This is a genomic window from Salipiger sp. D13 (genome assembly GCF_003703915.1).
Taxonomy (GTDB): Bacteria; Pseudomonadota; Alphaproteobacteria; order Rhodobacterales; family Rhodobacteraceae; genus Salipiger; species Salipiger profundus.
This window is the reverse complement of record NZ_ML112593.1, coordinates 240,692-260,607: the sequence shown is the minus strand read 5'-3', so window position 1 is coordinate 260,607 and position 19,916 is coordinate 240,692. Positions and strand designations below refer to the sequence as shown.

The window sequence follows — 19,916 nt, the reverse complement described above, 5'->3', positions numbered from 1 at the left end:
ATGCCGTGAGGGGGCGTCCACACCATCAAGAGGGGATCAAGGTTCTGTTCGGGCTCCCCCTGCGACAGACCTCAGGGATGGTCGCCGGTCTCTTGCAGCAAGCAGGGCTCGACTGACCCGTTCCGGACGCATCTACGCTCTGCCGCCGGCAGAAAACCCTGGCGGTGCAGATCCCGTGTCGCCGCGCCGATGGCCCGCTCAACCTGCTCGTGCCCTCTCGGGACATTTCTTCGAAATGCCCTGCCGGGTGACAGACAGCACCGGCATCAAGTGTCTCGGCGATGGTGAATGGCAGGCCCGCAAGCACGGCGTGCAGGGCCGCCGGTGAGCCATGGCGCGCCATTTGCCTTCGGTCATACGCTGCGCCTGGAGCGAATGTTCGGAAAGGGCCGGAAGCGGATCAGGGGGAAAAGCGGCTACGTGGAGGCCGTGGCGACCTCGACCCGCTCGCTTGCCTTGTGGCCTGTACCGACAACCGAAAACGAGCCGTCCGCCTCCAGGATGATGGAGGAGATCGTCGAACGGTCCGTGTAGCCCGAAGTTCGCATCACCGTGTCGAGTTCGTCACGGGTGACGCGCGCCGCATGCATTGCCTGCGGCAGCGGCTCGCCATCGCGCAACAGGAGCCGCGGTTCGGATCGCACCAGCTTGGCGAAGCCACGGCTCTTCACCGACAGCATCGCCACGACGTACTGCAGCCCGATCAGCAGAAGCAGCGCCGTCACGCCCTCGGCGAGCGCCACCCCCTCCGACAGCAGTATCGTCGCCAGGACGGAGCCGAGTGCGACAGTGACCACCAGGTCGAAAGCGTTCAGTTTCGACAGCGTCCGGTTCCCCGTGACCCGGAGGGATGCCACGAGCGTGGTATAGGCCAGAGCGCCCACGATGATCGTGCGCACGATCCCCTCCCAGCCCTGGTAGAACATCTCTGAGAAATCCATCACGTGTCCTTTCGCGGGCGCCCCTGCTAGAAGGCGGGGTCCGCCTCTGTCGGTAGATGGCGCTCTGAAGCATCCTTGCCACTCCTTGACCTGAAAAAGGCCGCTCGTGGCCGGGAGGAGACGTCGCCGCATGAGGCTACCCTACGTCTGCAGACTTTTTGCCAACTGCAGCGAATGCCCAATTGTCCGCCCTGCCGACCTTCATCCTCCGAAAATGCTGCGCGATCATCCTCCGAAAATGCTGCGCGATGCATGAATGGCCGGTCTGGTGAAGCTGCACCGCGGTGATCGGGCAAGGACCGAACGGCAGGTCAGGGCCGGTTGCGTCGGCGTCGGCGGCAGGGCCGGAGTCCGTTTCCGACGCATGGCCGTCGTTCTGGTGCGCCCTGTCTGGCAGATGTTATCTGTACATAGCGCCCCGCTCTTGCCTTGGCTTTCTGCCACACGACCGTCTAGATTCGCAGTCTTTGCCTTATGGGCCGAAGCGGCGATGGCTGCGCAAAATGTAACTAGGGCGCCGCCCTCTCCCCGGCCTTTGCAAGCCCTGGAAAAGCTGTTCCTGCCTGCTGTCAATCCATCGCGCCTGGTCACTTTCCAGCGCCGTTTCCAAGCATCCGATTGCAGGTCACGCCGAGGTGGCTGCTGAGGGGAGCACCGAGTTCATGACGTTTCAACAAGGAACTCATCATGTCCCGCAGTGTTCTTTTCTCAGGCGGCCGCCAAAAGGATGGCCATCATCTAAGCAAAATTGGAACGAGTTTTATGAAGACTGCCACACGCACTCTTATGCTGAGCACTGCGCTTTCCTTCCCGCTTGCGGGCTTCGTCTCTGCCCAAACCCTTGAGGGTATGTCGGACGAGGATCTCCGCGGCAAAAGCGCTGAATGCCAAGCGCTCGTGGAGGCAGTCCGGAGCGACGAGCTTCCCGGAATGGTCCCGATGTCGGATGTCACGACCGCCGTCGAAAATGACAACGCCGAAGAATGCGCGATGATCTCGGACACGCTTGCCGAAGACGCCGACGAGACTGCAACGGACGAAGACACCGCGACGGCCGAGGCCGAGGCTGAGGAAAGCGAGACGGTATCCGAAGAGGTGAACCTCTCGGAAAGCGCGACCATCGAGGGTCAGGCGCGCGTCGTCGTCCCCGATCCCGATGTCGACGTTCAGGTCCCCGCGCCCAACGTCACCGTGATGAAGCAACTGCCCCGCGTCACCGTCAACGAGAGCCCGCTGGACATCCAGATCGCGCAGAAGCAACCGAACATCGAAGTCGAGATCCCCGAGATCGTCGTTCGGGTCGATATTCCGGCGCCGGACGTCTACATCCTCAGCTCCGATCCCGAGGTGCAGATCTCGACCGACGACCCCCAGGTCCAGGTCGAGCAGGGTGAACCGACGATCTCGGTGGCCCAGGCCGACCCGGAACTCGACGTCGATCTCGGCGTGGATGCCGGTGAAACCGCGGACGATACCGAAACGACCGACGCTGACACGAACGACACTCAGAGCGTTGAGGGCGACACCGCCGTGGACAGCTCGGAGCCGCAGGTCGACATCCAGCAGGCGGAAGGCGATGCCGAGGTCAACATCGAAGGTGGTGATGCGTCGGTGGCCTATGATGAAGCCCAGCCCCGCATCTCGGTGGTGATGGCCAATGAACCCACGGTCGACCTCCGCCAGGGTGGTGAGGCAAACGTGGTCATCGAAACCGCGGAAGAGCGCGAGCAGCGTCTCTCGGCTCAGAGTGAAGATCAGGCCCAGTCCGACGAAGATCAGGCGCAGTCGAACGCTGGCCAAGAGGCCGACGAAGCCGACACGCAGCAGGCAGAAGGTTCGGACGCATCCGCCACGGAAGAAGCTGCCAGCGCCAACACCATGTCGATCACGGTCGGCGAACTGATGAACAAGGACGTGCTCACCTCGGATGGTGAAAACCTTGGGCGTCCCGCAGGTATCGTCGATGACAATGGCTCGGCAGTTCTGGTCCTCAGCAGTGGCGGTTTCCTCGGCCTCGGCGCAAAGGAAGTGCCCGTGCCGATGGAGCGCGTCACGATCGAAGACGATGCACTCATCGTCGAGACCATGAGCGAGCAGGAAGTTGAAGATGCCTCCGGCTTCAACTTCGACGCTTCGCAGCAGCTTGCCGACGACGAGACCGTCGAAGTAACCGGCGCATAAGCCGGGATCTGTGCCGAAGAAGTGGGCCTTCTCACCAATATGGTGGGGAGGCCTTTTCGTTGTTCGAGCTCATTTCATTCAGCACGCCCGGTCGAGCCATGCCACCGATCCATGGATACCTCGAGGATCAAGGCCGGGGAGAACGAATGCGCGTTCAGACATTCTGACCGGAGCTTGCTGTCGAACGCCTCGATGAAGCCGTTCTCCGTCGGCTTCCCTGGTCGAGAGAAGTCCAGCTTGACGTCGTTGGCGTCAGCCCAGAAATCCATATCTCGGAAGATGAACTCACTGCCGCTAACGACGCGAATAGTGTTCGGATAACCGATCCTGCCGCAGAGAAAGCCAAGGTGCCGGTCATCACCGTGGTGCCTATGATCCTCGGAGGCTTCTTCGAGCGCGTTTTCCGCCTGGCTGGTCAGTAGGGTGTTGCCGCGCTTGGTGTGGATCCAGGCGAGGTCAGATGCCATGGTGCAGTGTGCCCGATTGGCTTGAGGCCAAGGGCTGCCTTCGCCATGATCGTCCCGTTCGCTTCGGCTACGGATCGATGAGGCATCGGAGGACCTGATCGTGATCACGACGAACGGGCAATACGTGAGGAGCCGACGTGCCACGGCGTCGACCAAGCCACCGAACGTGAGTTTCGAGCGAGGGTGGATTGGCTTGACTTGGGCTGTGCAAGGCCTTTCTTGTCCAGCATGACTGACCTTTCGACCCGGTTGCTGGATGATCTCGAGCTCGACGAGGCTGCACGGCCCGCAGCTCCGCGCGTGCCTGCGGCAACGGACACACACCGTCGCCAGGGGCGGCAGCTGGCGGCTATTCACCGTCACTACCTGATGGAAATCGCGCAGATCGGGGCGGTCCTTGAGCGGATCGAAGCGGGCGAGACACCGCCTGAGCACCTGCAGCGTATCGTGCTTTCACTCGATATGGCCGAGAATTTCCGCGCGTTCGGATCGCTTTGCGGGCGGGAATGCCAGGTGCTGAAGTTTCATCACGACATCGAAAGCGCCGACATGTTCCCCCGGATCGAGGCTGCGGGTGGAGGCGTTTTCCGCGAGGTCGTGGCCAAATTGATGGCAGAGCACGAGGTGGTCCATGAACTGATCGTCCGCCTCGGTCGAGCCGCGAACACACTGGCGGAGGATCCGCGGGAGGAAAATTTCGTTCAGGCCGCGGTCATATTTCGAAAGCTCGAGGAAGTCGTGCGCTCTCATTTCGGTTACGAGGAAACCGAACTGGCAGAGGCTATCGGGTATTATCTCGGGGCGATCTGAGCGCCCTCCGGGCGTCTGCCCCGTCGAATTCGTCTTTGCGAAGCGCGGCCATGCGATCTGGCGAACTGTCAGTCCCGGCGACCGCTTGGCTCGGGGCGACCTTGCAGCCGCATTGCAAGATCATGCTCCGTCCTGTTCTCGCGTGGGTATTCAATGGGTCCGGACCCAAGCGAGGCCCCCCGCTCAGTGCGCGGCGTCTCCGGCGCCGGAGCGGGGCGGCTTCATGGCCAGCGCGAGCAGGGCAAGCCCTGCGAAGAGCACCGTGATCAGCGTGAACACGTCGATGAAGGACATCACCGTGGCCTGCTGCGCGACCCGTCCCGCCATCTGCGCGAGCGCGCCCTTGTCGCCGTCGATCCCCTGCGCCTGAAGGTTCGTCGAGAGCATCTCCATCTGCCGCAGCGCCTCGGGGTTGGACCAGTTCACCGCTTCCTTGAGGCGCGCGGTATGCAGCGCGCCGCGGTCGGTGAGCAGCGTGTTGATGATGGCGAGGCCCACGGCGCCGCCAAGGTTGCGCATCAGGTTGTAGAGCCCCGAGGCGTTCTTCATCTTGTCCGGTGACAGCGTCCCGAGCGCAAGGTTGTTGATCGGCACCATGCAGATCATCAGCGACAGGCCACGCAGGATCTGTGGCACCAAGAGCTCGTTGAAATCCCACTCGGCCGTCATGCCGGTAAGCATCCACGACGAGGTGGCGAAGCCGACGAAGCCCATCAGCAGCATCAGCCGCAGGTCCATCTTCGACGACAGCACGCCCGCCAGCGGCGCGCTGAAGAACATCGCGAGCCCCGAGACGAAGACCGTCTGCCCGGTCATCAGGCTGTCGTAGTCGCGGATCTGCGCGAGGTAGAGGGGGTAGAGATAGGTCATCCCGTAGAGCCCCACGCCCATCACGAGGCTGAACACCGAGCCGACGGCGAAGTTCGTGTCGGCGAAGGCCGAGAAATCGACCACCGGGTTCTCTCGCGTGAAGGACCGCCAGAAGGTCAGCACCCCGCCGACCACCATGACGACGAAGAGCGCGGCCACCACCTCGTCGGCGAACCAGTCGTTGCCGGGGCCTTCCTCGAGCACGTATTCCATTGCCCCGAGAAAGCAGGCGAGGGCGCCGAGGCCGATCCAGTCGAAGCTGTCGAAGAGCTTCCAGTCGGGCTTGTCGAAATCGACGAGTGCCAGCACGCCGATGGTCACGAGGATGCCCGCCGGCACGTTCACGAGGAACAGCCAGTGCCAGCTCATCGCGTGGCTGAGATAGCCGCCGACGGTGGGGCCCACGGTCGGCGCAAGCGTCGCGACGAGGCCGATCATCGGCGAGACGACGCTGCGCTTCGACGCCGGGAAGATGGTGAAGGCCGCGGCGAAGACCGCCGGGATCATGCCGCCGCCCAGAAAGCCCTGCGCGGCGCGCCAGAGGATCATCTCGTTGATCGAGCTTGCGGTGGCGCACATGAAGGACGCGGCGGTGAAACCCGCCGCCGAGACGGCAAACAGGTAGCGTGTCGACATCATCCGGCCCAGCAGGCCCGACAGCGGGATCATGATGACCTCGGCGATCAGGTAGGCGGTCTGCACCCAGCTGATCTCCTCGGTCGAGGCGCCGAGCCCGGCCTGGATCTCGGGAAGCGAGGCCGAGACGATCTGGATGTCGAGGATCGCCATGAACATGCCGAAGACCATGACGAAAAACGCCGCGACCCTGCGCGGCGTGAGTTCCGGTTCCTGTGGGGTGGTGGCCTCGGCGCTCATTGCAGGGCCTCTGCCACCTTCGTGCCCTCGGGCGCGGTGCGCTGGTCGATCTCGACGACGACGGACAGGCCGGCGCGCAGCCCCTCGGTGTCTTCCGGCAGCTCGATCCGCACCGGCACGCGCTGCACGATCTTGGTGAAGTTGCCGGTGGCGTTGTCCGCCGGAAGCAGCGAGAAGACCGAGCCCGTCGCCGGCGCGACCGAGACCACGCGGCCCTCGATCTCGTGGCCCTCGAAGGCATCGATGCTCAGCCTCGCGGTCTCGCCCGGGGTGATGCCGGCAAGCTGGGTCTCCTTGAAGTTCGCCTCGACGTAGAGGCCGTCATCCGGGACCACCGCCGCGAGGCGGGCGCCGACGTTCACCAGCTCGCCCGCCTCGATGGCGATATTGGCGACCGTGCCGTCGAAGGGCGCGCGCAGCACCGTATGGTCGAGATCGCGCTGTGCCTTGTCGACGGCGAGCATCAACTCCTGCCGACTCGACCCGGTCTCGTCGCGCTGGGCCTTCAGCACCTCGACCTGCGCCCGGGCGCCCTCGATCGCGGCCTGCGCGGCGGCACGGTTCGCCTTGGCGGTCTCGAGCGCGCCGTTCGCATCGTCGAGGTCGGCCTGCGAGGCGACGCTCCGTTCGGCCAGCCCCTGCACACGCTTCTGGGTGGTCCGGGCGGTGTCGAGCGTGGCTTCGGCCCCCGCGAGCTCGGCCTCTGCCTGCGTCACGCTGGCCTGTGCGGCGGTGATCTGCGCGTCGATCCGCGACAGGGTGCGTTCGAGCGTCGGCAGCTTGGCCTGTGCCTGCTGGAGGGCAATGCGGTAGTCGCCGTCCTCGATCTTCACCAGCACGTCGCCTTTCGAGACATGCTCGTTCGCCTTAACCGGGATTTCGGAGACGTAGCCCTGCAGCTTCGACGACACCAGCGAGAGATCCGCCTGCACGTAGGCGTCGTCGGTGTCGACCATGAAGCGCCCGTTGGTCCACCACTCGAAGCCCGCGTATCCGCCGCCCAGAAGCGCGATCAGGGCAATGCCCGCGAAGACGCGTTTCCTGCGGCTGCTCTTCTGCGGCGGCGCGGGCGTCTCGGACGCGGAGGGCTGAGGCGTTTCGGTGGGGCGGGCGTCGGCGTCGGTGGGGTCGATGCGGGACATGGAAGCGGACCTTCGCAACAGAACGTGTAAATCGGGCTCAAACGGATCGAACCGCTCGGTTCGATGCGAGATAGGCCACGTCGGATATGAAATCAAGACTTCATCGAACCGCGCGGTTCGATTATATGGAGGACATGACCACGGACATATCTTCCCGGCCCGCCGATCCGGCAGAGGCCTGCGCGCAGAAGCGCCGCCACGCGGCGGGCGCCGACCCCGAGAAACGTCGCCAGATCCTCGAGGGCGCGTGGCGCGTCTTTGTCGAGCAGGGGTTCGACGCAGCTTCGATGAACAGCATCTGCAAGGCGGCCGGCGTCTCGAAGGGCACGCTCTACGTCTACTTCGAGAACAAGGAGGACCTGTTCGTCGCTCTGGTCGAGGACAAGCGGCAGGATCTGTTCCAGGGGATCTTCGCGCGGCTGGCCGAGGCCGGATCGGTCGAAGAGCGGCTGCTGGCCTATGGCACAGGGCTGGCGATGCAGTTCAACTCCGAAGACGTGATCCGCGCGCAGCGGATCGTCATCAGCGTGGTCGAACGGATGCCGGAGTTGGGCGCGCGCTTCTACGAGGCCGGGGCCCGACATTTCCTTGGCGCGCTGCAGGATTTCCTGCGGGCCGAGACCGAGGCCGGAAACCTGCGCGTTCCCGACGTCGAGCTTGCGGCCTCGCAGTTCGTGGATCTGTCGACCGCCGGTGTATGGCGGGCGCGGCTCTTCGGGCGCCGCACGGGCGCGTCCTCAGAGGAAGAGGTCACGCATGTGGTGCGCGAGGCGGTGCGCGTGTTCATCGCCGCCTACGCGCCATGAACGCGTCTGAAGCGTTCGGTCGGTGCTGCCGGTTACTTGCCGTTACGGCCTGCGGCTTCATCGAGAACGCGCGCCACGAGCAGGGCGGCGCCACCCAGCAGCAGTGACCGACCAAGCGAGTCCGTCACGTTCGAGGGCGCGAATGTCGCCACGCCGTCGCGCGATTTCTGCGCGGCCCGGCGCCAGCCCTTGCGGCGCGGCATGTCGCCGAACTGCGACGGGTTCGGCACGTTGCCGAAGCGCGGCTTGGTCTTGATCAGGGTCGCGCCGAGCCCGATCAGGGCACCCGCGAAGAAGATGGGGGCGAGCCGGGCGCGGCGATCCGCCGGCAGGACCTCGTTCTTGATTTCCGTCAGCGCCGGCAGGGTGCGGCCGTAGAACTTGTTCGACATGGGACTCTCCGTTTTCGGAAGAACCCGCAGCGCGCCTGCGCGGTTCCCTCGCGTCCCGACGGAAGGGCGCTGATCCACGTCAATGGCAGGCAGGTGCGCCGTCTCTAGGATGTGTCTCCGGAAGCCCGGGCGAGCGGTCTTGCCGGTTTCCATAGCGGAGGGTCCGATGGCAAAACTGTTTCGGTTGCAGCGGGGCGAGGCGGCGGTCGCACTCTTTACGATCGCCTACGTCGCGGGGTTCACCGCGTGGTTCCTGCTGCGCGGAAATTACGAGTTCGTCGTCTACGTCGTCACCATGCTGGTGCTGATCGCGCTGGTCGGGCGCAGCCTGCGGACCACGAACTACCCGCTGCCGATGCTCTGGGCGCTTTCGGCCTGGGGGCTGCTGCACATGGCCGGTGGCGGCGTGCCGGTCGGCGACACGGTGCTCTACTCGGCGCAGGTGGTGCCGCTCACGCCGCAGAACGGCGAGATGACGTTGCTGAAATACGACCAGCTCGTGCACGCCTACGGGTTCGGAGTGACGGCCTGGGTGCTCTGGCACCTGCTGCGCCATCACTACCCGATGCTCGCCGGCAGCAGGACGATCCTCGTCTACCCGGCGCTCGCGGCGATGGGCCTCGGGGCGGTCAACGAGATGATCGAATTCGCGGCCGTGCTCTCGGTGCCGGAAACCAACGTCGGAGGCTATCTCAACACCGCGCTCGACCTCGTCTTCAACGCGCTGGGCGCGGTGCTCGCGATGGTCTTCGTCGCCGTTGCCTGCGGCCGCCGGCCCTGAGCCCTGAGCGATCAGAGCGGCAGCCGCTCCAGCGTCGCATCCAGGCAGAGGATTTCCTCGACCGGCGTTCCGGGCGCGAGGGCAGGGCGGGGCAGCCCCATTGCGTCACGCGGCACCAACGCGGCCATGGCATAAGCCTCTTCCAGCGGCAGTCCGACCTCGGTGACGGTGTTGCACAGGCAGGTGACGAGATCGACATGCGCCCCCGCAAGGGCGCCGTCGGTATTGACCAGCGCGCCGTCCCGCAGCGTGATCCGCTGGCCGTAGAGCTCGAAATGATCCGGCCCGCCGATGGTTGCCATCGCGTCGGACACGAGGAACGTCCGCCCGGCGCGGGGCCGTGCCCGGCAGGCGATCCCGACCATCGGAAAGGCCACGTGGTGCCCGTCGACGATGATCCCGGCGTAGGCGTCCGACGCAAGCGCGGTGCCGAGGATGCCGGGCTTGCGCGACTCCATCGCGGGCATGGCGTTGTAAAGATGCGTGAAGCAGTGCAGCCCCTCGGCGAGGGCGGTTTCGGTCTGCGCGGCGCTCGCGGCGCTGTGGCCGGCCGAGACGGTGACGCCAAGCTCGGCGAGGGTGGCTATGGTGCCCTCGGGCACGCATTCCGGCGCCAGCGTCAGCATCACCGGGATGCCCGCGTCGCGCAGCCGGCGCATCTGGTCGAGCGTCGCGGGCTCGAAGGGGCGGATGTGGGCCGCGTCATGGGTGCCCTTGCGCGCGGGGTTGAGATGCGGCCCCTCGACATGCACCCCGAGGAACCCCGGCAGCCCCCAGGCCTCGATGGCGGCGTCGACGCAGCGGGCCAGCCGCTCGGCCTCGCAGGTGATGAGCGTGGGCATGACCCAGCCGGTGCCGCGCGCGCGTTGGGTGGCGACGATGGTGGCGATCGCCTCGGCCGAAGGATCTGAGTTCAGCATCACCCCGCCGCTGCCGTTGACCTGCAGGTCGGTCAGCGCCGGCCCTGCCAGTCGCACGGTGCGGTCGACGGTCTCGCCCGCGTGTGTCGGCCGGATCGCGCGCAGCACGCCATCCGCGATCTCTAGGATCATATCGGCGCGAAAGGCGCCGTCGTGCCAGGCGGTTTTCGCGAGGATGGTCTGGGACAAGAGGGGCCTCCCGCAGCTGCGGCGGCGCGGGCACTGCGCCGCCGTGGGGATGTGTAGGCCCCGCCCATGCTGCGCACAAGGCCGGGGCGGGTGCCCGGTCAGCCCTCGCGGCGGTAGCTTACCCGTCGGGCCAGCCAGCAGCCGAGGCTGGCGCCGATGACTTGCCCGGCATCGTCGCGCTGCACGAGCAGCGTCCAGTCGCCCGGCGCCGGGGCGTCCATGGCGCGCCGGGTGGCAAGGCTCCACACGTCCTCGGCCAAGGGGGCCAGCCGTTCGCGGCGGCCCTGGCCCAGCATCCCCTCGAAGACCGCATAGGCCGCGCCGTCGCGGGCCTCGATGGTCATCGCGGCTTCAAGCTCGTCCGAGACGTAGCGCCCGGCGATGGCCGAGGCATCCGCCGTGGCGATCTCGGCCAAAGGTGCGAGCGAGAGCGTGGCGTTCTCGCCCGGGCGCTCCATCCGCAGAGCATCGCCCTCCCGCATCACCGTGACGCCCGGCGCCCCGAGCCGGTCGCGGGAGGACGCCGTCAGCGTCTCAGCGCCGGTGGCGTAATGCAGCGTTGCCGAGCTCCGCCCGGTGGTGATCCGGGCGCGCAGGCCGCGCGCCTCGTCGAGCCACAGACCGTCCCAGTCGGTCTCGATGGGCGCGGGCGCGGGGTCGGCCTTGCCCATGGCGGCCAGCGCCACCCGGCGGGCGGCTTCGTGGGCATCGCCCTCGTGGTTGAACAGCACGACGACCGACAGCCGTTCGTCGCGCGCGGTCATCCGGTAGGCGCGGAAGCCGCGCAGGGCGCCCGCGTGGCCGGTGAAGGCCGCGCCGCCGATGGTCTCATGCGCGAGCCCGAAGCCGTATTGCGCGGGCGTGCCGTCGGCAAAGCGCGGTGTGGCCGACAGGCGGGTATAGAGCGCGTCGGGATCGTCGCGGGTGGCGTCGATCCAGGCCTCGTAGGCGAGCATGTCGTCGAGCGAGGCCGAGATGCCCGCGTCGCCGATCCAAAAGATGCCGTTGTCGGCGGGAAAGAAGCCGGTCGCGTCGCTGCCCTCGTAGCCGATCACCCCGTCCGCCGGCTGCCGCGTGTCCGAGGTCAGCACGGCCCCGCTCATGCTCGCGGGCTCCCAGATGTGCTTGCGGTAGAGCGTCTCGAGATCGGTGCCGGTCTCCTGCTCGATGATCTCGCTGACGATGCGGTAGTTGCAGTTGCAGTAGGAATAGGAGGTGCCGGGGGCGAAATGGCCGGTCTTCATCCGGGCGATGAGCGGCAGCGCGTCCTCGCGGCGAAAGGTCTGCTCGGCCAGCCCGCCCTGAAGGATGGTCAGCGCCCAGTAGTCGCGCAGGCCGGACTGGTTGTCGCAAAGCTGCCGGACGGTGGGCAGGGGGCCCGTGAATTTCGGCAGGAAGGCGGCGACATGGGCATCGAGCGCGGTGGTGTCACCGAATTCGGCCAGCAGCACGCCGCAGGTGAACTGCTTGGAGATCGAGCAGATCGGCATCCGCGAGGCGGTGGTCAGCGGCGTGCCGGTCTCGGTGTTGGAGTAGCCCCATGCGCGGGTGGCGACGATCTCGCCATCCTTCATGACGCCGACCAGTCCGCCCGGCCCGGGAAAGGCCTTGGGCAGGGCATCGAGGGCCGCGTTCATCGCGGCGGTGTCGAGGTCTGGCATCGTGTCGTTCCTTGGCTTCGATCAGAGGCGCGGCGGGGCGTGTCCCGCGCGGGTCAGGACTTGGCTAGAGGTCCGCGCGGCCAAGGAAAAGACGTGGCGGGCGCAAAGCGTCCTGCGCCGCGCCGTGCGCCCGATAAACAGGCGGAATTGCCCGAATGCAGCATGTGCTGTGCATTCGGGCATATTTGGCGCCGCGGTGTCAGGCCGTGCCGAACAGGAAGATCGTCTGTGATCTGCCGCCGCGACGGCGCGCTCCCATCCGCCGTCGAGCGGTTTCGAATTTCTCATGCGCGGCCTCGAGCTGCACCAGAGCGCGGGCACGGGCTTCGTAGAGCCGTCGCAGGCGCGAGCCGGGATTGCCGATGGAGGCCCGGTAGGGCCGGGCGCCGATCGGAAACCACGTGGCCATTTCCTGAAGCGCCGCGGTCCACGCGCGGTCGGCGTCGACGTAGCGCTGGTAGGTCACGCGCAGGACGCGGCGTCGGGTTGCCAGTTCTGACTGCATTTTCTCCTCCCCGAGTGCAGCAAACGACCCGTGTATCATAGCAGATCCGGCCGGCATTCGGAACAATCCCCCGCGATTGCCGGCACCGCCGAGCCCATGATACCTTGACGAAGGGCGCGACAGGATGGCAGGAGGCCGCGCACGACCCGAAGACGACGCGCGGGAAATCGCTCACGCCGCGTGGCGGGGGATTTCCCACGTGAAATTGAACGCCCGGGCTGACAAGACGGTGTGACAACCCGCGCGCGAGTCGTGGGAAAACAGAACGAGCAGGAGCACGAGCGAAGGTGCCGACCGAAGAGACAAAGAGCCGGGGCGCGGCGGCCTCGGTGACGGTAAGGCCGTTCCAGATCAGGGGGCGGTTCCTGACCGCCTTTGCCTTTCGCGTGGAAAGCACGGAGCTGGACGCGGCCTTTTACGAGGCGCTCGATGCGCAGCTGAGCGAAATGCCCGAGCTGCTGCGCGATGCGCCGATCATCCTCGACATGGACAAGGCGCCCGAGCTTGCCGAGCCGGATGCCATCAAGGGGCTTGTGGCCCAGCTGCGCGAGCGGGACTTCCTCGTGTTCGGTGTGCAGAACGCCAGCGCGCCGCAGCTCGCGGTGGCCCGCGAGGCGGGGCTGATCCCGGTCAAGGTCGGACGCGACGCGCCGATGCCGGAGCAGAAGCCCTCGCGGTCGCGCAAGGTCGACCGTCTCCTGCCGCCCGACAACAAGCTGATCGCGGCGCCGGTGCGTTCGGGCCAGACGGTCTATGCCGAACGGGGCGACCTGACCATCGTCGGACCGGTCTCCTCGGGGGCCGAGATCGTGGCGTCGGGCAGCATCCACGTCTACGGTCCGCTGCGGGGTCGTGCCATCGCGGGCGCCCACGGCGACGAGACCGCGCGGATCTTCTGCCAGAGCCTCGACGCGGAGCTGCTGGCGATTGCCGGTCTCTACCGGACGAGCGAGTCGATCCAGGACGAACTGAGGCAGCGCAGCGTACAGGTCGTGCTCAACAACGACAGACTTGATGTGGAGGCGTTCGGATGACGACGCAACTGAAAGAGACTCCGTCCGAGGGGCGGGTCATCGTGATCACCTCGGGCAAGGGCGGGGTGGGCAAGACCACCTCGGCGGCGGCGATTTCCGCCGGCCTCGCCAAGATGGGCCACAAGACCGTGGTGATCGACTTCGATGTGGGGCTTCGCAACCTCGACATGATCATGGGCTGCGAGCGGCGCGTGGTGTTCGACTTCATCAACGTGATCCAGGGTGACGCGCGGCTGAAGCAGGCGCTGATCAAGGACAAGCGGCTCGAGAACCTCTACGTGCTGCCGACCTCGCAGACCCGCGACAAGGACGCGCTGACCAAGGAAGGCGTCGAGCAGGTGCTCAACGAGCTCAAGGAAGAGTTCGACTACATCATCTGCGACAGCCCCGCCGGCATCGAGCGCGGCGCGCAGCTGGCCATGTATTTCGCCGACGAGGCGGTCGTGGTGACCAACCCCGAGGTCTCCTCGGTGCGCGACAGCGACCGCGTGCTCGGCCTTCTCGGCAGCAAGACGAAGCGCGCCGAGAGCGCCGACGCCGAGCCGGTGCAGGCGCGTGTGCTCGTGACCCGTCTCGACCAGGGCCGGATCGACCGTGGCGAGATGATGACCGTCGACGACGTGCTCGAGATCCTCGCGGCGCCGCTGCTGGGCATCATCCCGGAAAGCCAGGCCGTGCTGCGTGCCTCGAACGTCGGCCTGCCGGTGATCCTCGACGAGCCGTCGGCTGCCGCCCGTGCCTACGAGGACGCGGTGGCCCGTCTGACCGGCGCCGACGTCGAGATGCGCGTCGAGGGCGAACGCCGTCCGGGTCTGTTCTCGCGGCTGTTCGGGCGTGCGACATGAGCCTGTTCGGATTTTCCCTCAGGCCGCGCCGGGCCAAGTCGGCGAACACGGCGAAGGACCGCCTGCAGCTCCTTCTGGCCCATGAGCGCGTTTCGGGGTCGGAGCCGGCGGATTTCCTGCCGCAGCTGCAGAACGACATCATCGCGGTGATCCGGAAATACGTGAACGTCGGAGATGACGACGTCGACATCCGGATGGAGCGTGGCGACGAGCTGTCGAGCCTCGAGATCAATATAGAGATGCCGGCCTCTGCCTCCGAGAAATCGGAGAAGTCAGAGAAGGCAGAGACGGCGGACAAGCCTAAGAAATAGGCTGCGTCACGCTGTTGCCGCCCAAGGATCAAGGGGCCCGCCGGACCGGCGGGCCCTTTCGTATTCGCGGGGCCGGGCGACGCGCTTCGCCGTTGATGATGCTCAATGCATTTCCGCGCACATCGGTCAGACTTGTCGGAGCGGACGGATGTGGAGGACCACGCGATGGCAAAGCGTATACTGGTAGCGACCGACGGATCGGACACGGCGGAGCGGGCGGTCGACACCGCGTCGCGGCTGGCAAAGGCATTGGGCAAGGAGCTCTGCATCGTGCACGTGCTGATGCACGGCCGGCCCAGCGAGGAATGGCTGCGCATGGCCGAGGTCGAGCATCTCGCAGAGCGCGTCATGCCCGAGCCGGCCGGAGGCGGCACAGGCGGGCGGATCACCATCGGGGATGTCATCGCGCGCGGCCGCGAGGATGCCGCCGCCTCGCGGATGCTCGTGCTGCTCGGCGACGAGATCGTCGCGCGGGCAAAGGCGCGGGCCGAGGATGCGGGCGTTCCCGTCGTGACCACCCGTGTCAGCTCGGGCGACTATGCCGACGAGATCCTCGACCTGGCCGAGGCCGAGGACGCCGAGATGATCGTCATGGGTCGTCGCGGGCTCGGGCGCGTGCGCGAGGCCCTGCTGGGCAGCGTGTCGCAGAAGGTGCTGCACCACGCGCCCTGCGCGGTCGTCGTGGTGCGCTGAGCGCCGCGCGCGGTTGATGGTCGACAATGCGCGGGGAAGGCTGCGCGTGGGATGCAGGAGGACAGACAGCAACAAGGGAGTGCTTGCCATGTTTTCCGGAACGATCCGCCTTCTGGCCGTCGTCGGGCTGGGACTGACCGCGGCCTGCGACACGCTCACGCCCGAACAGCGCACCGTGGTCGGTGTCACGGCCGGTGCCGCGGTGGGGCTGATCACCGCCGACGCGCTCGAGGCCGACAACGACTGGCGGCTCATCGCCGCGCTGGCCGGTGCGGCCGTCGGCACGCTCGTGGCCCAGAACAGCGCGACCGACAGATGCGCCTACGCGCGGGGCGATGGCACCTATTACACCGCACCCTGTCCCTGAAACGGAGTGCGGCCCGCGCAATCGCTGCGCGGGCCGCACCCAGGTGTCCTGACGTCGCGGTGAAGGCTCAGTGCGTGGTCGGTGTCGCTCTCCCTTTCCGGGCGGGGCCGGAACCCGCGACCGCGTGGTGATCGTTTCCGGCGGGACGATCAGACCAGTCCTGCCAGAACTGCCGTTCCTCAGCCGGCCTCGCCGAGACGCTGCTTGGCCGCGGGGGCACCGCGTCGTCTCCGGCCAGCAGGCGAAGCGTTCCGAGGTCGACGATCTCCGCGCAATCCGGGGTAATCAGGTCGATGGCGCCCTTCTCGTCGAGCCGGCGCAGGCTGCGGCAGAGCGTTTCAACCGTCATGTCCAGGAGCGAGGCGAGATCGCGCCGGGTCAGCTCGATCCGGATCACGGGCGCCGCTTCGCCGGAGCGCTGTGGCAATTGCTGTAGCAGCCAGAGGGCGACCCGCTCGAGCGTGCTGCGGCCCCGCATCTTCACGACCGAAAGCTGCAGTTCCTCGAGCTGCTGCGTCATGGTCACAAGGCAGGCGCGGAAATGCTGCGGGCGTTCCCGCAGGAAGCGCTCCCATATCGGGCGTGGCATCCAGCAGATGTCGGCATCGGTCGCAGTCTCGACTGCGAAGCCGCTGGTCTCGCTTCCGGGAATGCCCACGAGCTGCCCGCTGCGCAGGATCTGCAACAGGTGCTCCTCGCCACGCTCGGTCAGCATGACCACCTTCACCAGCCCTCGGGCGATCACGCCGACCCGGTCGCTCGGCTCTCCCTGCGTGGCGATCTCGGTGCCCCTGTCATAGGATTTCCAGCTGCTGTGCGCCGAGAACTCGACAAGCGACTCCGCATCGAAGGCACTGCAGAACCCGCTGCTCCTCACGGCACAGCCGTGGCATCTCGTTGCGCCGGGCTGCCGCATCGTTTCGTGGTAACGCATCTCTCCCCCCCAACGTCACAGTCACGTGCAGGAGTAATGATTTCAGATTCTAGAATGTGAAGTCAGCAATAATATTGTGCAGAATTGTAAAGATATTCGTCGGCCTCGGACAGGCGCGGCAGCGCGAACCCTCCGGGCGCCGCGACGGGCGCTCGGAGCCTTGTCAAATCGGCGCTTGCGGGGCCGGGGCTCGGGTGCCGGGAACGTCCTTCTTCTTTGACATGTCTTCCTCCTCCTTGGCGACCGGTGCGCCGCCGGTCGGCCCAACGGGGATTGGATGGGTCCGGCCGGGCGGCGCGTCCGCGGGTCCCGGTCAGGGGCCGGGACAATCGTTGGGACGGTGACCCCGCGAACAACTCCGACTCTGCCGGGGGCGGCGCGGAGGGGCATTGACGGTGGTCAACCCCGCGCCCTGACGGGCCCCTCAGGCGGCACTGTCGGCGGGGTTCGTTTCGAGCGCCTGCGCAAGAACGTCGTCCACCGTCTCGAGCCAGCCGAACCCGAGCTGCCGCCGAGCCCGCTCGGGAAGCTCGTCGAGATCGCGACGGTTGCGGGCGGGCAGCAGCACGCGGGTGATCCCGGCGGCGGCCGCAGCGACCACCTTTTCGCGCAGACCGTCCACCGGCAGCACCAGCCCGCGCAGCGAGATTTCCCCGCTGAGCGCGGTGTCGCCGCGCAGCGGGCGGTCCAGAAGCAGCGAGGCGAGGGCGGCGAAGATCGCGGCGCCGGCGCTGGCGCCGTCCTTGGGCCGCGCGCCGGCTGGAACGTGAATGTGCAGATCGGAGCGTTCGAAGACCGAGGCGTCGATCCCGAGCGTCGCGGCGCGCGCCTTGAGCAGCGTGAGCGCGGCCTGGGCGCTTTCGCGCATCACCTCGCCCAACTGGCCGGTCAGGGTAAGGCGGCCAGCGCCGGGAGTGCAGGTGGCCTCGATGAAGAGGATATCGCCGCCCACGGGGGACCATGCCAGCGCGGTGGCGACGCCGGGCATGCCCATGCGCAGGGCGACCTCGTTCTCATGGCGCGGGGCCCCGAGGATACGGGGCAGGTCATCGTGCGCGATCCGGACCGACGAGGCGGTGCCTGCCGCGATGCGCATCGCCACGTGGCGGAGCAGCGCGCCGATCTGCCGTTCGAGCTCGCGCACCCCGGCTTCGCGGGTGTAGCCCCGGACAAGGGCGCTCAGCGTGTCCGGGGTGACGACGACCTGGCCCGGGGCAAGCCCCGTGGCGGCGGATTGCAGCGGCAGGAGATGCCGTTGCGCGATCTCCAATTTCTCGTCCTCGAGATAGCCGCGCAGGGGCATCACCTCCATGCGGTCGCGCAGTGGCGCGGGGATGTCGTCGAGCACGTTCGCCGTGGCAAGGAGGACCACCCGCGACAGGTCGAAATCGACCCCGAGGTAGGCATCGCGGAATCCGGCGTTCTGGGCCGGGTCCAGGACCTCGAGAAGCGCGGCCGAGGCGCCGCCCGGGCCCAGCTTGTCGACCTCGTCGAGCATCAGCACGCAGTTGCGGGCGCCTGCGCGCCGGAGCTGCTGGATCACCGCGCCGGGCATCGCGCCGACATAGGTGCGCCGGTGGCCGCGGATCTCGGCCTCGTCGCTCACGCCACCAAGGCTCAGCCGCGCGAAGGGGCGTTGCATGGCGCGCGCGATGGACTGCCCGAGCGATGTCTTGCCCACGCCGGGCGGTCCGACGAAACACAGGATCGGTGCCTTGCCCTGCGGCGCGAGCTTGCGCACCGCAAGGTGTTCTAGGATGCGCGCCTTGATCCGCTCCAGCCCGTGGTGATCGGCGTCGAGCACGCGGCGCGCCTCGGCCAGGTCGACTGACGCGTCCTCGGGCAGTCGCCATGGAAGCTCGGTCAGCCACTCCAGCCAGTTGCGCAGCGCCGTCGCCTCGGCGCTGTCCGGTGCCATGCGGTCGTGGCGGGCAAGCTCCGAGAACGCCCGTGCCTCGACCTCCGGCGGAAGGCCAGCGTCGGCGAGGGCGCGCGCAAGCCCGCATAGTTCGCTACCCGACGGGTCGTCGCCACGCTCGCCAAGCTCGTGCCGGATGCTGGCGAGTTGTTCGCGCAGCATCATGTCGCGGTGATGGCGGTCGAGCGACAGCCGGGCCTGCGCGTCGATGTCATGGGTGATGCGCAGCACCTCGACCCGGCGGCGCAGGTGCCGCGTGAGGCTTTCGATCCGTGCCATCGGGTCGAGGCTTTCGAGCAGCGTCTGCTTGTCCTCGGCGGGAAGGTCCGCGAGGGCGGCGACGAGATCGCTCAGCTCGCCCGGGTCGGTGACGTCCGCCAGCGCTTCCGTCAGCACCTGCGGGACATGTGGAAGCAGCGCGAAGAGCTCGGAGGCCAGCGCCCGCAGATCCTCGGCGGCGGTAGGGGGCACGGGACGCGATCCCGCGGGAAGCGGTGCGACACGGGCCGCCGTGAACGGGTAGCCCCGCAGCATCTGCGACAGCCTGAAGCGAGCGGTGCCCCGACAGACGAGATGCGCGCCGCTCTCCGGTCCGGTGACGTAGCGCAGGACGGTGGCGACGCAGCCGGCCTCGTGCAGGCCCGAGGCGTCGGGCGCGTCCTCCGAGGGATCGCGCTGCAGAACGACACCGAGCGGGCAGTCGGTGCGCACGGCCTGTTCGACGGCGGTGACCGAGCTCGCGCGGCGCACCGAGAGCGGGAAGACCATGCCGGGAAAGGGCACGACATCGCGCACCGGCAGCAGGATCAGGGCGTCTTCCGGCAACTGCAGATCGTCGAAGCGGTGGCGGCCGGCGGAATGCGTCATGCCACGGCGCCCCGGCTGATCTTGGCGAGCCGAATGAGCAAACCGCCGGGGCAGACTTCGCGCGTGACGCGATACGGCGCGTCCGGGATGGCGACCTGACGCTCGAAGCGTCCCCAAGGCAGCTCGAGCCGCAGGATCGCGGCGTTGCGCAGGGCCTCGGGTCGGTCGCGCCGTCCGCTAAGGCGCAGCCGCCCGGCGCTGGCGTCGATCTCGATGGTTTCAGTGTCCACGCCGGGCAGGGCCACGTAGGCGAGCAGCTCTGTCTCGGTCTCGATCAGGTCCATGGGCGGCTCCCAGCCGTCGTGCGGCGAAACGCCGAAGTCCAGCCGTTGCAGCGCCTCGATCCGTTTCAGCCGGGACAGGGCGTCTGACAGCATGAGGTTCTGAACCCGTGACTGTGCCACCT

General features: G+C 67.2%; 19 protein-coding genes and 2 pseudogenes. 10 read left to right on the top strand and 11 right to left on the bottom strand.

Going from position 1 to position 19,916, the window contains the following annotated elements:
* Positions 1-325: pseudogene (locus D6860_RS09705) on the top strand (transposase); the annotation flags it as partial.
* 91 nt (positions 326-416) lie between these two features.
* Here D6860_RS09705 and D6860_RS09700 read toward each other — a convergent pair.
* A complete protein-coding gene (locus D6860_RS09700) occupies positions 417-941 on the bottom strand; it encodes a DUF421 domain-containing protein (RefSeq protein ID WP_017468101.1) in 525 nt (174 codons plus the stop codon).
* 687 nt (positions 942-1,628) lie between these two features.
* Here D6860_RS09700 and D6860_RS09695 point away from each other — a divergent pair.
* Positions 1,629-3,122, top strand: a complete 1,494-nt coding sequence (locus D6860_RS09695; protein WP_083697805.1) for a PRC-barrel domain-containing protein — start codon at positions 1,629-1,631, stop codon at positions 3,120-3,122.
* 101 nt (positions 3,123-3,223) lie between these two features.
* Here D6860_RS09695 and D6860_RS09690 read toward each other — a convergent pair.
* Positions 3,224-3,448 (bottom strand): annotated as a pseudogene (locus D6860_RS09690) (integrase core domain-containing protein); the annotation flags it as partial.
* Between the two features lie 369 nt (positions 3,449-3,817).
* On the opposite strand from D6860_RS09690, the gene D6860_RS09685 reads away from it, so the two are divergent.
* Positions 3,818-4,399, top strand: a complete 582-nt coding sequence (locus D6860_RS09685; RefSeq protein WP_076623617.1) for a hemerythrin domain-containing protein — start codon at positions 3,818-3,820, stop codon at positions 4,397-4,399.
* A gap of 183 nt (positions 4,400-4,582) precedes the next feature.
* Here D6860_RS09685 and D6860_RS09680 read toward each other — a convergent pair whose 3' ends face one another.
* Positions 4,583-6,145, bottom strand: coding sequence for a DHA2 family efflux MFS transporter permease subunit (locus D6860_RS09680; protein WP_076623618.1), 1,563 nt, complete (start codon positions 6,143-6,145; stop codon positions 4,583-4,585).
* On the bottom strand, positions 6,142-7,287 hold the full coding sequence (locus tag D6860_RS09675; protein WP_076623619.1) for an HlyD family secretion protein: 1,146 nt from the start codon (positions 7,285-7,287) through the stop codon (positions 6,142-6,144). Before D6860_RS09675 ends, D6860_RS09680 begins: the two co-directional genes overlap by 4 nt.
* A 134-nt stretch (positions 7,288-7,421) precedes the next feature.
* Between D6860_RS09675 and D6860_RS09670 the strand changes: the two genes are divergently transcribed.
* Positions 7,422-8,093, top strand: a complete 672-nt coding sequence (locus D6860_RS09670; protein WP_076625368.1) for a TetR/AcrR family transcriptional regulator — start codon at positions 7,422-7,424, stop codon at positions 8,091-8,093.
* A gap of 32 nt (positions 8,094-8,125) precedes the next feature.
* Here D6860_RS09670 and D6860_RS09665 read toward each other — a convergent pair whose 3' ends face one another.
* Positions 8,126-8,485 (bottom strand): hypothetical protein, encoded by a 360-nt coding sequence (locus tag D6860_RS09665; protein WP_076623620.1) that lies wholly within the window; start codon positions 8,483-8,485, stop codon positions 8,126-8,128.
* Between the two features lie 166 nt (positions 8,486-8,651).
* On the opposite strand from D6860_RS09665, the gene D6860_RS09660 reads away from it, so the two are divergent.
* Positions 8,652-9,266, top strand: coding sequence for a DUF2238 domain-containing protein (locus tag D6860_RS09660; protein ID WP_017468939.1), 615 nt, complete (start codon positions 8,652-8,654; stop codon positions 9,264-9,266).
* An 11-nt stretch (positions 9,267-9,277) separates the two neighbouring features.
* On the opposite strand, the gene D6860_RS09655 is transcribed toward D6860_RS09660, so the two are convergent.
* The 3 genes from D6860_RS09655 to D6860_RS09645 form a co-directional block, all read right to left on the bottom strand.
* Positions 9,278-10,375, bottom strand: coding sequence for an N-acetylglucosamine-6-phosphate deacetylase (locus D6860_RS09655; RefSeq protein ID WP_076623621.1), 1,098 nt, complete (start codon positions 10,373-10,375; stop codon positions 9,278-9,280).
* A gap of 98 nt (positions 10,376-10,473) precedes the next feature.
* Positions 10,474-12,036 (bottom strand): D-aminopeptidase, encoded by a 1,563-nt coding sequence (locus D6860_RS09650; protein ID WP_076623622.1) that lies wholly within the window; start codon positions 12,034-12,036, stop codon positions 10,474-10,476.
* A gap of 199 nt (positions 12,037-12,235) precedes the next feature.
* Positions 12,236-12,541: a hypothetical protein gene (locus D6860_RS09645; RefSeq protein WP_017469519.1), complete on the bottom strand. Its 306-nt coding sequence runs from the start codon at positions 12,539-12,541 to the stop codon at positions 12,236-12,238.
* 287 nt (positions 12,542-12,828) lie between these two features.
* On the opposite strand from D6860_RS09645, the gene minC reads away from it, so the two are divergent.
* From minC to D6860_RS09620, 5 genes are all read left to right on the top strand, one after another.
* Entirely contained in the window at positions 12,829-13,575 is a 747-nt protein-coding gene (minC, locus tag D6860_RS09640) for a septum site-determining protein MinC (RefSeq protein WP_076623623.1), read from the top strand.
* Positions 13,572-14,420 carry a septum site-determining protein MinD gene (gene minD, locus D6860_RS09635; RefSeq protein WP_076623624.1) on the top strand — a complete coding sequence of 283 codons (849 nt, stop codon included), beginning with the start codon at positions 13,572-13,574 and terminating at the stop codon, positions 14,418-14,420. The genes minC and minD overlap by 4 nt, the downstream gene beginning before the upstream one ends.
* Entirely contained in the window at positions 14,417-14,731 is a 315-nt protein-coding gene (gene minE, locus D6860_RS09630) for a cell division topological specificity factor MinE (RefSeq protein WP_076623625.1), read from the top strand. Before minD ends, minE begins: the two co-directional genes overlap by 4 nt.
* A 165-nt stretch (positions 14,732-14,896) precedes the next feature.
* A complete protein-coding gene (locus D6860_RS09625; RefSeq protein WP_076623626.1) occupies positions 14,897-15,424 on the top strand; it encodes a universal stress protein in 528 nt (175 codons plus the stop codon).
* An 88-nt stretch (positions 15,425-15,512) separates the two neighbouring features.
* Positions 15,513-15,791, top strand: a complete 279-nt coding sequence (locus D6860_RS09620; RefSeq protein ID WP_076623627.1) for a glycine zipper 2TM domain-containing protein — start codon at positions 15,513-15,515, stop codon at positions 15,789-15,791.
* Between the two features lie 67 nt (positions 15,792-15,858).
* Here the strand turns inward: D6860_RS09620 and D6860_RS09615 are convergent, their stop codons facing one another.
* The 3 genes from D6860_RS09615 to D6860_RS09605 form a co-directional block, all read right to left on the bottom strand.
* A complete protein-coding gene (locus D6860_RS09615) occupies positions 15,859-16,668 on the bottom strand; it encodes a Crp/Fnr family transcriptional regulator (protein ID WP_017469287.1) in 810 nt (269 codons plus the stop codon).
* A gap of 481 nt (positions 16,669-17,149) precedes the next feature.
* Positions 17,150-19,510 (bottom strand): endopeptidase La, encoded by a 2,361-nt coding sequence (lon, locus tag D6860_RS09610; RefSeq protein WP_076623628.1) that lies wholly within the window; start codon positions 19,508-19,510, stop codon positions 17,150-17,152.
* A complete protein-coding gene (locus tag D6860_RS09605) occupies positions 19,507-19,914 on the bottom strand; it encodes an Hsp20/alpha crystallin family protein (RefSeq protein WP_206512193.1) in 408 nt (135 codons plus the stop codon). Before D6860_RS09605 ends, lon begins: the two co-directional genes overlap by 4 nt.
* Positions 19,915-19,916: the final 2 nt, after the last annotated feature.

Coding starts and splice junctions, on each gene's coding strand:
- D6860_RS09700 (WP_017468101.1), bottom strand. CDS start 941: ATGGATTTCTCAGAGATGTTCTACCAGGGCTGGGAGGGGATCGTGCGC.
- D6860_RS09695 (WP_083697805.1), top strand. CDS start 1,629: ATGTCCCGCAGTGTTCTTTTCTCAGGCGGCCGCCAAAAGGATGGCCAT.
- D6860_RS09685 (WP_076623617.1), top strand. CDS start 3,818: ATGACTGACCTTTCGACCCGGTTGCTGGATGATCTCGAGCTCGACGAG.
- D6860_RS09680 (WP_076623618.1), bottom strand. CDS start 6,145: ATGAGCGCCGAGGCCACCACCCCACAGGAACCGGAACTCACGCCGCGC.
- D6860_RS09675 (WP_076623619.1), bottom strand. CDS start 7,287: ATGTCCCGCATCGACCCCACCGACGCCGACGCCCGCCCCACCGAAACG.
- D6860_RS09670 (WP_076625368.1), top strand. CDS start 7,422: ATGACCACGGACATATCTTCCCGGCCCGCCGATCCGGCAGAGGCCTGC.
- D6860_RS09665 (WP_076623620.1), bottom strand. CDS start 8,485: ATGTCGAACAAGTTCTACGGCCGCACCCTGCCGGCGCTGACGGAAATC.
- D6860_RS09660 (WP_017468939.1), top strand. CDS start 8,652: ATGGCAAAACTGTTTCGGTTGCAGCGGGGCGAGGCGGCGGTCGCACTC.
- D6860_RS09650 (WP_076623622.1), bottom strand. CDS start 12,036: ATGCCAGACCTCGACACCGCCGCGATGAACGCGGCCCTCGATGCCCTG.
- D6860_RS09645 (WP_017469519.1), bottom strand. CDS start 12,541: ATGCAGTCAGAACTGGCAACCCGACGCCGCGTCCTGCGCGTGACCTAC.
- minD (WP_076623624.1), top strand. CDS start 13,572: ATGACGACGCAACTGAAAGAGACTCCGTCCGAGGGGCGGGTCATCGTG.
- minE (WP_076623625.1), top strand. CDS start 14,417: ATGAGCCTGTTCGGATTTTCCCTCAGGCCGCGCCGGGCCAAGTCGGCG.
- D6860_RS09625 (WP_076623626.1), top strand. CDS start 14,897: ATGGCAAAGCGTATACTGGTAGCGACCGACGGATCGGACACGGCGGAG.
- D6860_RS09620 (WP_076623627.1), top strand. CDS start 15,513: ATGTTTTCCGGAACGATCCGCCTTCTGGCCGTCGTCGGGCTGGGACTG.
- lon (WP_076623628.1), bottom strand. CDS start 19,510: ATGACGCATTCCGCCGGCCGCCACCGCTTCGACGATCTGCAGTTGCCG.